Origin of the sequence: Meiothermus sp. (assembly GCF_026004115.1) — a bacterium.
Taxonomy (GTDB): domain Bacteria; phylum Deinococcota; class Deinococci; order Deinococcales; family Thermaceae; genus Meiothermus.
The window spans coordinates 2,440,262-2,451,675 of sequence record NZ_BPIM01000001.1 but is presented as its reverse complement, the minus strand read 5'-3'; the positions used below and the strand labels follow the sequence as shown (position 1 = coordinate 2,451,675).

Here is an 11,414-nt window from a genome sequence, read left to right as displayed (position 1 = left end):
GGTTTTGGGCTAGCTTGCCGTGGTTTTCGTTTTCTTTTGTTCGCTATTTTGTGGCTTCAGCTCACGCAACAGGGCCAGGCGCAGGCGGGCAATTTCCGACTCGAGGCGGTTTTGCTGGATATCCAGCTCGTCACGCAGGCGAATGATCTCCTCTACCCCGGCCAGGTTAACGCCCAATTCTTGCGTAAGGCGGCGAATTTCCTTTAGTTTTTCCACATCCCGCTCAGAGTAGAGGCGGGTCTTGCCGGAGGTACGGCTGGGCGCAACCAGACCCTCCCGCTCATACAGGCGCAGGGTCTGGGGGTGCATGCCCACAAGCTCGGCGGCCACCGAAATGATATAGACCGGCCGCTCCTTCTCGTTGATTTTTTTCTTGCCCTCGCCGGGGGCAGGCAGGGCTGGGGGGGTCTTTAAGGCTTCGAGCTTCTCGCCGAGTTCTACCTTGAGGCGCTCGGCTTCCTCCCGAAAGCGCTGCTCGAGCGTCCATAGCTCTTCGCGCAGTTTCATGATCTCTTCCACCCCCGCCAGGTTGACCCCGAGTTCCTGGGTCAGTCGGCGGATTTCCCGGAGTTTCTCGACATCCCGTTCGGAGTACAAACGGGTCTTGCCCCCCGAACGCTTGGGCTGAATGAGGCCTTTACGCTCGTACAGCCGCAGGGTCTGGGGGTGCATATCCACCAGTTCGGCAGCAACCGAAATGATGTACACCGGGCGGTCTTTTTTGTCCATATATATAAGGGGCTAAGAGCCCTTGACATGTACAGTATACGAAAATCTACAAGGTTTAGCGCATAGGCCAACCGGCCAGCTCCAGATAGCTTGCTGACCGAAGCTGGGGGCGGTCGCTTTGTGTGAAGCCGGAAACAGCCTTAGGTGATAGACGTTTGCGGCTAAAAGGTTTGCGCTATGGGTTGCTCACCGCGGGTTTGTAAGGCAAGTACCGGGGCTGCCAGAAGCGCTCGGCCACATAGGCTTGAATGGCCTCCATACCCAGCCCCTTCAGGCGTTCTTCACGGGCCAGGCCCTCCTTCATAGCCTGGCGAATCACCCTCGAGGCCACAAACTGGCTCACCTCACGCAGTTCCGAGGTGGGGGGATAGATGCGCTCAGGGTGATGCTTGCTGGTGTAGTCGTAAAGGGTGTAGGCGGCTTCTAGCACCATAGCATCGGAGACTTCCCGGGCCTTGGAAAGCACCGTACCAAAACCCAACCCCGGAAATACAAAGGCATTGTTGCCCTGCCCAATGGGATAGACCTGTCCATCCAGTTCCACCGGTTCAAAGGGGCTCCCGGCTGCCACCAGGGCCTTGCCGTTCGTCCAGCGAAGGATGTCTTCCGGAATGGCCTCCGACGAGCTGGTGGGGTTGGACAACGGGAAGATGATGGGGCGGTCGGTGTGCGCCCGCACCGCCTGCACGATAGGCTCGGAAAACGAACCCGGCTGACCCGAAAGACCCAGAAGAACGGTGATTTGGGCATTGAGTATGGTCTCGTACAGGTTGGGTGCATCGCCCTCGACCCGCCAGTTCTGAATGAGGGCGGGGTCTTTGGCGAACTTTTGTTTGTAGGCTTCCATACTGCGGTTGCTCAGCAGCAAACCTTTGGAGTCCAGGACAAATATGCGGTCCAGGGCTTGTGCCTCGCTCAAGCCTTCGCGCATCAGACCGTCGAGCATGGCCTGGGCCACACCCACCCCTCCTGCTCCCGCCCCATACACCAGAATGCGCTGGTCGGAAAGTTGTTCGCCCTTGATGCGGCAAGCCGACAAGACCCCGGCCAGGGTAACCGCCCCGGTGCCCTGGATGTCGTCGTTGAAGGAGGGAAGCACCTTGCGGTAGCGCTCGAGTACAGCAAAAGCCGTATCCTTGCCAAAGTCTTCCCACTGCATGACCGCATTGGGGTAACGCCTACAGAAGGCTTCCACAAAGCGATCCATAAAGGCATAGTACTCTTCGCCCGAAAGCCTGCGGTGGCGCACCCCCAGGTACAGGGGGTCGTTGATTAGGTCGGCGCGGTTAGTGCCTACGTCGAGTTCGATGGGAAGGGCCTTGTCGGGGCCCAGCCCACCGGCGGCCGTATAGATGGCCAGCTTGCCGATAGAGATGGCCATACCCCCAAAGCCCTGGTCGCCGATGCCCAAAATGGCCGAGGAATCGGTCGCTACAGCCAGGCGCACATCGTTGAGGGGCACGTTGGCGAGGGCCTGGTCAATATCGTGGATGTTGTCGGTGGAAGCAGCAAAACCGCGGGGGTACCGATAGATGTGGGAAAACTGCTTGACCGCCTCTCCGACCGTGGGGGTGTAGAGAATGGGAAGCATCTCACTCATGTGGTCGGCAAAAAGGGCAAAAAACAGCACCTCATTGCGATCTTGCAGGTTGCGCAGGAAGATGTGCTTTTCCAGATCGTTTTCAATCAGGCGATAGCGGCGGTAGTTACGCTCTTTTTGCTCCTCGAGGCTGGTCACATGCGGCGGCAACAGCCCCTCGAGTTTGAGGGCTTTGCGCTCCTCGTGGGTAAAAGCAGTTCCTTTGTTCAGAAGGGGCAGCCCCAACAGCAGTGAACCTTCAATGAAAGGCTCCAGGTAACGCTTGCCCCGCTCGTCGCGCTTTACGTCGTAATAGCGGCTTACTGTCATAGGGGCAATGTTACGCCCAGAGGGTATTTTAGGTCTAGAGCAAATGCTCGCAAGCGGTCTTGCACCATGCGGCTTCCTGCTCATACACCCAGACGGCGAGCCTTTTAGAAATTGCCGCCCCTCGATGGAACTACCCACAGCGCATTGGTGTAACTACCCCCGACCTTTGTCCTTCGACATTCGGCTTTCAGCGCGTTATTATCGTGAACGGTAGAAATGGGCAGAAGCCCAACGAAAGGAGTTTCTAGGATGAAATCCCCTGTGCGTGTGGCGGTGACCGGTGCTGCCGGTCAGATTGGCTATAGTTTGCTGTTCCGTATTGCTTCCGGTGAAATGCTGGGCAAAGACCAGCCGGTTATCTTGCAACTTCTAGAAATTACCCCAGCCCTCAAAGCCCTCAATGGGGTGATTATGGAGTTGGAAGATTGCGCCTTCCCCACCCTGGCTGGGGTCGTACCCACCGACGACCCCAACGTGGCCTTTGGGGATGCCGACTATGCCCTGCTGGTCGGGGCCATGCCGCGCAAGCAGGGTATGGAGCGGGCCGACTTGCTCCAGGCCAATGGGGCCATCTTCACCGCCCAGGGCCGCGCCCTCTCCGACAACGCCCGCAAGCATGTCAAGGTGCTGGTAGTAGGCAACCCCGCCAACACCAACGCCCTGATTACCTACAAAAACGCTCCCAACCTCTCCCCCCGCCAGATTCACGCCATGACCCGCCTCGACCACAACCGGGCCATCTCCCAACTGGCGGCCCGACTCAAGGTGCCGGTCAGCGAAATCAAAAAAATGACCATCTGGGGCAACCACTCGGTCACGCAGTACCCCGACCTGTACCACTGCGAAGTAGGGGGCAAAAGCGCCTATGAGCTGGTGGGCGATCACGACTGGTACGCCAATGTCTACATTCCCAAGGTAGCCAAGCGTGGGGCGGAGATTATCGAAGCCCGTGGCGCTTCCTCGGCGGCGTCGGCAGCCAGTGCGGCCATTGATCACATGCGCGACTGGGCCCTGGGTACCCCGCAAGGCGACTGGGTGAGCATGGCCATCCCCTCCGACGGCTCGTATGGTATCCCCGAGGGGCTGGTGTACAGCTACCCCTGCGTCTGCAGGAACGGTGACTTTGAGATTGTTCAAGGGCTGGACATCAACGAATTTAGCCGCAGCAAGATGGACGCCACCGCCAGGGAACTGGCCGAAGAGCGGGATGCGGTGTTACAGCTCGGGCTGATTAAATAGGGCTTTAGAGCGCTCTTCACATAGAATGAGCCTCCCGAGAATCAAGAATCTTCTGCCCCAGACAAAACAGTTGCCGCCCGGAAACTCGAAACCCAAGCGTGGGCCGGGCCCGGCCCACGCTTGGGTGCGTAACATGCGTCTGGGCGCAGACGCATTCTCGTTTTCGCGGGCGGCAACATCTGTGAAGGGCGCGATAATACCGGATTCAAAAAGACAGTTTACAAAACCAAAAACACCAGAGGCTGTCTTTTTGAATCCTAGAGCACACCCCTCCCTTGAGTACCGGCGCTAGCCGGGGGCCGATGGCCCTTCACTGTCGGTCGGCGAAGAAAGCGTCTCCCTTCCAAGGGGCGGTATCGCCCTCCGCTACGCGGATAACTTCCAAGGGGCGGTATCGCCCTCCGCTACGCGGATAACTTCGGTCGGGTTAGTTCGTCACCCTTTGGTGACGAACTAACCGAATCTGGTATAAGTTGTAGAAACTGTGCCCTGGCAATCAGGCTTGACCGGCCCCCTGGCCTAAGGTTGTCCAGCCCTGGGCCGGATCCCAGGGGTACACAATCCAGGCGTCGGTCTCGGCAGCGTAGTAGTCGGGGGCGTCGCCGGGGAACTGGCTTTTGCTGGGCTTGTAGTGCAGCACCGCCACCTGCGGCTGACCGCCTGCCATCTTGATGCGCTCCCGCACCGCTACGGCGGTTTTGCCCGAGTCCCAAACATCGTCCACAATCAGAATGCGCTTGCCGTAGAGCAGGCTATCGGAGGGAAACTGCAGAAAAACGGGGTCTTTGATGGTCTCGCCCACGTCGGTATAAAACATCACCGCCGCAGTCAGGATGTTGCGCTGGTCGGTGGCCTCGGAGACCAAACAGGCCGGAATCATGCCGCCCCGGGTAACAGCCAGAATGCAGTCGAAGTCGTTGGGGTTGACCTGGCCCAGCAGCCTGGAAACCAGGTTGGTGATGTCCTGCCAACTCAGGTACTGTTTGCCCGAATAGCCTTGGGATTCGCTCATAGGGCTCCTTGCCTCGATCTTGCGCTCTTGGGGGTCTGGAGGACTCGGGGGGCACGCTGTCCGGTCTAGCTCGCGATGGGCTTATCCAGCTCAAAAGCGCTGTGCACGGCCCTTAAGGCGGCCTCGGCAGATTGCAAGGGAATAATGGCGGATATCCGTACCTCACTGGTAGCGATCATGTCGATGTTGGCCCCCACACTAGAAAGTGCCTGGAACATGCGGGCCGGAATGCCGGGGGTGGAGGCCAGGGCTACCCCCACAATGGAAATTTTGCATACATCACGGCGCAACTGAGCTTCTCCGCCAATTTCGGCCAGAACGGGCTCGAGGGCCTCCATAGCCTCGTCGGCAAAGTCCTGGTTGACGGTAAAGGCCATCTGGGTACGGCTGGCCTCGTGACCGGGAACCCCCTGGATAATCATGTCCACGGCCACACCTTTGCGGGCCAACGCTTCAAAAACTTGGGCCGCAATGCCGGGCCGGTCGGGAATCCCTACCAGGCCAATCTGGGCAATTTCGTCGTCGAGGGCCACCCCCGTCACTGGGCGATCGAGTTCCATGCCATCCTCCGTAACAATGGTGCCAGGGTTATAGGAAAAGCTGCTGCGCACATGGATTTTTACTCCGTAGCGTTTGCCATAGTAAACCGACCGTGGGTGCAGCACCCGCGCCCCCAGGGCGGCCATTTCCAGCATCTGGTCGTAGCCAATTTTGTTGAGCTTCTGGGCCTCCGGAATGGCGTGGGGGTCGGTGGTATAAACCCCTTCGGTATCGGTGAAGATTTCGCACTCGTGAGCCCCTAAGGCCGCCGCCAGCGCCACCGCGGTGGTGTCGGAGCCCCCCCGCCCTAAGGTGGTGAGCTCGCCCTCGGGGGTGGTGCCCATGAAGCCTGCCACCACCGCCACTTCTCCCCTGCCCAGGGCTTGCTGGATCAGGGTGGGCTCGACCCGCAAAATGCGGGCATCGCCAAAGCGCCCATCGGTGGTGATGCCGATCTGGTGCTGGGTAAACCCCCTTGCGGGTATGCCCATGGCGTTGAGTTGCATCGAGAGCAACGCCACCGACTGCTGCTCGCCAATGGTAGTGAGCATATCGAGTTCACGTTGGGGAGGGCGTTTATTGACCCGCTTGGCCAGGGCAATCAGCTCGTCGGTCATGCGGCCCATGGCCGAGACCACCACCGCAATCTGGTGGCCTTTCTCGAGGTAATGGTGGATGCGCTGGGCAACCTTATGGATGCGCTCGAGGTCGCCCACGCTTGTTCCACCGTATTTCTGGACAATCAGCGCCATAACTAGCTCAGAATGCTAACATGCCTGCACCCGATAGCCAATAGCAGATAGCCGATGCCCAAAGCAAAACCGGGCGGTTGTAGGGAGCTTGGCCCAGGCGATAAGCTACATACAGAGGTCGAAAATATGAGCGTCTTTCCAGAGTGGTTCAAAGCCTTCAAGCAGGTAGAAATCTGGCCCGGCATGGACATGGCGGTGCTCTCGGGGCACAAGGGGCAGGTGGGATTTGCCCAGGTGCAGGAGGAAACCTTTGTCCCCGAGCACGCCCACGACGGCCAGTGGGGCGTGGTGCTGGAGGGTGAGGTGGAGTTCGTGATGGGCGGCGAGCGAAAGGTCTTTCGCAAAGGCGATTATTATCATATTCCCGGTGGCGTGCCCCACAGCGCCAGGCTGGCCGCAGGTACCGCCTTTATCGACGTCTGGGAGAACGAGCGGTTTCCGGCAGAGCGGCTCAAGTAAAACCACAGGTGCCTTATGTACGAGAACATTCTGGTCGAAACCCACGGGCGCGTAGGCTTGGTGAAGCTCAACCGACCCAGGCAACTCAACGCCCTCAATACCGCCACCCTCCGCGAACTGGCCCAGGCCGTTGGGGCCTTCGAGCAGGACGAGGCCATCGGCGCTATGGTTATCACCGGCAACGAACGGGCCTTTGCCGCCGGGGCCGACATCGCCGAGTTTCAGCAAACCAGCCTGGCCGAGCTGATGCAGGGGCTCCGGGCAGACCAGTACGAGACCCTGCGCAAGGTTCGCAAACCCCTGATTGCAGCCGTTTCGGGGTTTGCCTACGGCGGGGGCTGCGAACTGGCCATGCTCTGCGACCTGATTGTGGCCTCCGACACCGCCCGGTTTGCCCAGCCCGAGATCAACCTGGGCATCATTCCGGGTGGCGGGGGTACTCAGCGCCTCACCCGCCAGGTAGGCAAGTACCTGGCCATGGAAGTGATTCTGGCCGGAAGGGTGCTCTCGGCCTGGGAAGCCTTGCAACATGGTCTGGTAAACAAAGTAGTACCGGTGGAGCTGTACCTGGAAGAGACCCTCGAGCTGGCCCAGGCCATTGCAGAGCGGGCCCCCCTGGCGGCCCGACTGGCCAAGGATGCGGTGAACCGGGCACAGGACATGAGCCTGGAAAACGGACTGGGCCTCGAACGCAGCAACTTCCTGATTGCTTTCGGCAGCGAGGACAAACACGAGGGCACCACAGCTTTTGTGCAGAAGCGCAGGCCGGTATGGAAAGGTAAATAACCGGCCCATCAAGATTCATTGTGGAGGCAGCATGAGCGTCTTACTCAAGGAGTTCCAGGAGGGCATCCTGACCCTCACCCTGAACCGGCCCGAGGCCATCAACGCCCTGACCACAGAGATGCTAAAGGAGCTGGGCCAGGTGCTTGCCAAAGAAGCCCCCGCGCCCGAGGTGCGCGTGGTGGTGCTGCGGGGCGCAGGGCGCGGCTTTTGCTCGGGCCAGGACTTACGCGAATTCGAGGGCCAGCGCATTTCCTACAAGGCCCACCTGCGCAACTACCAGTCGGTGGTGGAGGGCATGGCCAGCCTGGAAAAGCCGGTGATGGCCGCCATTCATGGTGCGGCGGCGGGGGCCGGGCTCTCGCTGGCCCTGGCTTGCGACCTGCGGGTAGCGGCAGCCGATGCCATCCTGACCACCGGTTTTAGCAAGATTGGGCTAATCCCCGACGCCGGCATGAACTACCACCTGCCGCGCATGGTGGGCTATGCCAAGGCTTTTGAACTCGAGGCCCTCTCGCCCCGCCTGGGGGCCGAAGAGGCCCTGAGCCTGGGCCTGGTCAACCGAGTGGTACCCACCGAGGCTTTCCCCGCCGAGGTAGCCAAACTGGCCGCCGAGCTGGCCCAGGGGCCCAGCAAAACCTACGGCCTGATCAAGCGGGCCCTGCGGCGCAGCGCCAGCGCCACCCTGTCGGAGATGCTCGAGTACGAGGCTTTACTGCAAGAGGTAGCGGGCCGCACAGAAGACCACCAGGAGGGTGTGCAGGCTTTCTACCAAAAACGTCCCGCCCGCTTCCGGGGAAGGTAGACTGTCCGCGTGATTCGCTACCTCAAAGGAATGGTACTCAAAAAGAGCCAGAGTAGCGCTGTATTGCTGGTAGGGGGTGTGGGTTTGGAGGCCAGTTGTCCCGCCTCGACGCTGGCCCAGCTCAACGAAGGGCAGGAATCCATCCTGCACACCAAACTGGTGGTACGGGAGGACGACCTTTCGCTCTTTGGATTTAGCGACGAACGCAGCCTGGAGCTATTTGAACTACTGCTCTCGGTCTCGGGGGTAGGGCCTAAAGTGGCCCTCAACCTGCTCTCCTCGCAAACCCCGGCCCTGCTGGCCCGCGCCCTAGCCGAGGGCGACCTGCGCCTCTTAACGGCAGCCCAAGGGGTCGGCAAGAAGCTGGCCGAGCGGATTGCCCTCGAGCTGCGCGGCAAGGTACCCGCCCACCTGATGGGCGAAGGAGGAGCCATCGTTCGCACCGCCCATACCGAGGAGGCCGAGCTGGCCCTGATCACACTGGGTTTCCGCGAGAGCCAGGTGCGGAGCTTGGTAGCCGAAATTGCCCAGAAAAACCCCGAAGCAGGTACGCAGGAACTCATTAAACTGGCCTTGAAGGCACTGCGCTAAGCGTCTGTCGAGCATATTGGTGGGATGTCAGGGTTATTAGAAATAGCGCTCCCGCATCTGGCTCAGGAAATCTTCGCTCAGATGTACACCCGAAGCCGAGCCCAGCACAGCATCCATGCCGCAATAGGGGCATAGCGCAGTCTGGCCTTCATCCACCCATTCTTCGATTTCGCTGGGGGTAAAAATACGCAGGCAGTAGAAGCAGCCACACAGCTCGCTCTGCAAAACCTCCGCGCGGTGGCGGGCGGAATGCCGATGGGCTTCTGGATATGCCATACCAGATTGGGTTAGTTCGTCACCCTTCGGCGCCGAACTAACCCAACCGAAGGGAGTGCTCTAGGATTCAAAAAGACAACCTATGGGTTTTTGGTTTTTTGAACTGTCTTTTTGCATCCGGTATCATTGCGCCTCCAGCCAGGGCAGCATTTCGAGCAGGTTCGAGACCTCGAGGTCGGCGGGGTGCTGGGGGTCTTTGGGCTTGAAGCCGCGCTCCACCCAGACCGATTTCATGCCAGCATTGGCCGCACCTGCAATGTCCCGCTCGGGGTTGTCGCCGACCATCACGCAGGCTGAAGGCTCCACGCCCAGTTCCGTGCAGATATGGTCGAAAATGCCGCGCTGGGGCTTACCAATATCGAGCTCACCCGAGACCGCTACCGCCTGAAAACGGCCGAGCAGCCCGAAGCCCTCGAGTTTCTCGCGCTGCAAATCGGGCACCCCATTGGTCACGATGCCCAGTTTGTAGCCCGAAAGGGCCTGCAGCAGTGGGTCAATCTCGGGATAGCGTGGGTACAAGCGCCGCTCGGAAAGGTAACGGTGAGCCAGCACCTCGCACAGTGCATCGTCGTGAATATTCTGTGCTTCTAACGACTCGCGCCAGACAGCTACACGAAAATCTTGTACCCAGTCGTGCAGGGTTTTCAATGCGGGGTGGGTTTGCACCTCATAGCGCGCCCATAGCCCTTCCCCCGCACTATGGCCAATACGCTGGGTATATTCAAAAACTGGAGACGACTTCCACAGGCGCACCGCCATGGTTTCTGCCGTCTGAACAAGGTGCGGAATATCCAGGCTGTACCAGGAGGCGGCATAAAAAGCACAGCTCCGCAAGGCGTGCAGGGAGACGGGGTGGTCGAGGATGAGGGTCTCGTCTAAGTCGAACAAAATGGCCTGAATCACGCCCCAATAGTAAGGTAACTAAGCAATTCCTGCACCCTGCCGGAAAGTTTTTTCAGTGCGCTTGCTCGAGCAGCACCCGCGCCCCTTCGCGCAGCGCCTCCTGCTCGTTTTGGGTCAGCTTGAGACCTTCCCAAAGAGCGCTGAAATAGCTTTCTTGCATGAGGGCGATTTCAATGGCCATGATTTTTTCAAAGGCCGTGATGGCTGCCAAAATATCAGCCCCCCGCAGGGCATTGCGCAGGTGCTCGAGGGTCAGCTCCTGCACGATGCCCACAGCGGGAATGAAGTGCCCCGGACGCACACCAACCCGCGCATGCACCAACCCGATCTGAATCCGGCGGCGAGCATACCCATCGTCGAACTGACCTGAAAAAAGCTCCCGATACCAGACTGCAAACGAGCGATATAGCCGTTCGACCCGGCCTGGTACACCCCACAGGATTTCGTGCATCTCGGGGTCGCGTCCCAGATAATCATAAAAGGCCAGGGCCACCTCGGGAGCCAGGGGACCAGCAATGGGCTCGAGGCTCCGCAGGGTTTGTACGTGCTGCTCGGTCAGCCCTGTGCGGCGCACCAGGGTTCGCAGCAGCTCTTCGGCCTTCATCGCTGGAATTCTACTTCAGGGATACCTTTAGCTCATAGCCAACAGGCAGTTGCCGAAAGCGGGCTATGGTGAGCAGTTATCGAATGAGAAACAGCGCGTTTATACAGCCCATGACCTTCGGGGCTTGACCCTTTCTCACCTGTTCAGTTGGTTTTTCCCAGCATGGCCCTGGCCCCCGCCACCAGGGCTTTCTCCTGGTCGGCAGCTACCCCCAGGCGGTAGCCGTACTCCATGGCCTGCATGTAGCTATCCTGCATCAGGGCCGCCTCGATGGCCATGATCTTCTCAAAGGCTTCCACTGCGCTAAAGATTTCGGGTGAACGCAGGGTGTTGCGCAGGTGCTCGAGCGAAAGCTCTTGCACAATGCCAAAAGCCGGCATGATAAAGCTGGGCTTGACGCCAATAGCCGCATGTACCAGGCCAATCCGGGCACGCTTCTCTGCGTATTCGGCATCATAGTTTCCACAGAATAGGCCCCTGTACCAGTCAGCAAAACTCTGGTACAGGCGCTCAACCCGCCCAGGGACATCCCACAAAATAGCCCGCATCTCCTCATCGCGCCCCAGGTAGTCGTAAAAAGCCAGGGCGATTTCTGAGGCCATGGGGCTCATCAAGGGCTCGAGCCTGCGTAGCGTATGCACGTGGTGCTCGAGCAGCCCGGTGCGATCTATCAGCTTAGCCAGCAAAACCTTGGCTTCCATTTGGGACAATTGTACCTTGACATGAAACTACCCAATTTAGACCTGCACGAAAAGACTGAATCGGGATACAAAATGAGTCTTGTATACATTCCAGCAAACCGATGAGCTATA

At 59.4% G+C, this 11,414-nt stretch carries 13 protein-coding genes; 5 read left to right on the top strand and 8 right to left on the bottom strand.

Translation table 11 applies throughout. The features are described 5' to 3' along the window. Nucleotides 1-9: 9 nt before the first annotated feature. Nucleotides 10-729 carry a heat shock protein transcriptional repressor HspR, fused homodimer type gene (gene hspR / locus Q0X23_RS11885; protein ID WP_119340370.1) on the bottom strand — a complete coding sequence of 240 codons (720 nt, stop codon included), beginning with the start codon at nt 727-729 and terminating at the stop codon, nt 10-12. Nucleotides 730-904: 175 nt separating this feature from the next. After that, nucleotides 905-2,638, bottom strand: coding sequence for an NAD-dependent malic enzyme (locus Q0X23_RS11880; protein ID WP_119340371.1), 1,734 nt, complete (start codon nt 2,636-2,638; stop codon nt 905-907). Between the two features lie 249 nt (nt 2,639-2,887). Here Q0X23_RS11880 and Q0X23_RS11875 point away from each other — a divergent pair, with 249 nt between their 5' ends. Beyond that, entirely contained in the window at nt 2,888-3,877 is a 990-nt protein-coding gene (locus Q0X23_RS11875; RefSeq protein ID WP_119340372.1) for a malate dehydrogenase, read from the top strand. A gap of 496 nt (nt 3,878-4,373) precedes the next feature. Here the strand turns inward: Q0X23_RS11875 and Q0X23_RS11870 are convergent, their stop codons facing one another. Then, nucleotides 4,374-4,889, bottom strand: a complete 516-nt coding sequence (locus Q0X23_RS11870) for a phosphoribosyltransferase (protein WP_119342433.1) — start codon at nt 4,887-4,889, stop codon at nt 4,374-4,376. Between the two features lie 65 nt (nt 4,890-4,954). After that, nucleotides 4,955-6,181 carry an aspartate kinase gene (locus Q0X23_RS11865; RefSeq protein ID WP_119342432.1) on the bottom strand — a complete coding sequence of 409 codons (1,227 nt, stop codon included), beginning with the start codon at nt 6,179-6,181 and terminating at the stop codon, nt 4,955-4,957. Nucleotides 6,182-6,307: 126 nt separating this feature from the next. On the opposite strand from Q0X23_RS11865, the gene Q0X23_RS11860 reads away from it, so the two are divergent. The 4 genes from Q0X23_RS11860 to ruvA are packed head-to-tail and all read left to right on the top strand — an operon-like array spanning nt 6,308 to nt 8,819. Beyond that, complete coding sequence (locus Q0X23_RS11860) at nt 6,308-6,640, top strand: cupin domain-containing protein (protein WP_297860479.1); 333 nt, start codon at nt 6,308-6,310, stop codon at nt 6,638-6,640. Between the two features lie 15 nt (nt 6,641-6,655). Beyond that, a complete protein-coding gene (locus Q0X23_RS11855; protein ID WP_297860478.1) occupies nt 6,656-7,426 on the top strand; it encodes an enoyl-CoA hydratase-related protein in 771 nt (256 codons plus the stop codon). A 31-nt stretch (nt 7,427-7,457) separates the two neighbouring features. Beyond that, the gene (locus Q0X23_RS11850) at nt 7,458-8,228 is read left to right on the top strand and encodes an enoyl-CoA hydratase-related protein (protein WP_297860477.1); all 771 of its coding nucleotides are present in this window, start codon (nt 7,458-7,460) and stop codon (nt 8,226-8,228) included. Between the two features lie 9 nt (nt 8,229-8,237). Further along, the gene (gene ruvA, locus Q0X23_RS11845) at nt 8,238-8,819 is read left to right on the top strand and encodes a Holliday junction branch migration protein RuvA (RefSeq protein ID WP_297860476.1); all 582 of its coding nucleotides are present in this window, start codon (nt 8,238-8,240) and stop codon (nt 8,817-8,819) included. Between the two features lie 36 nt (nt 8,820-8,855). On the opposite strand, the gene Q0X23_RS11840 is transcribed toward ruvA, so the two are convergent. The 4 genes from Q0X23_RS11840 to Q0X23_RS11825 all read right to left on the bottom strand — a co-directional run bounded on the left by Q0X23_RS11840 (nt 8,856) and on the right by Q0X23_RS11825 (nt 11,303). Continuing rightward, nucleotides 8,856-9,095, bottom strand: a complete 240-nt coding sequence (locus Q0X23_RS11840; RefSeq protein WP_297860475.1) for a cytoplasmic protein — start codon at nt 9,093-9,095, stop codon at nt 8,856-8,858. A 123-nt stretch (nt 9,096-9,218) separates the two neighbouring features. Beyond that, the gene (locus Q0X23_RS11835) at nt 9,219-9,998 is read right to left on the bottom strand and encodes an HAD family hydrolase (protein ID WP_297860474.1); all 780 of its coding nucleotides are present in this window, start codon (nt 9,996-9,998) and stop codon (nt 9,219-9,221) included. Between the two features lie 52 nt (nt 9,999-10,050). Continuing rightward, nucleotides 10,051-10,602 carry a protoglobin domain-containing protein gene (locus tag Q0X23_RS11830; RefSeq protein WP_297860473.1) on the bottom strand — a complete coding sequence of 184 codons (552 nt, stop codon included), beginning with the start codon at nt 10,600-10,602 and terminating at the stop codon, nt 10,051-10,053. Between the two features lie 143 nt (nt 10,603-10,745). Then, the gene (locus Q0X23_RS11825) at nt 10,746-11,303 is read right to left on the bottom strand and encodes a protoglobin domain-containing protein (RefSeq protein WP_297860472.1); all 558 of its coding nucleotides are present in this window, start codon (nt 11,301-11,303) and stop codon (nt 10,746-10,748) included. Nucleotides 11,304-11,414: the final 111 nt, after the last annotated feature.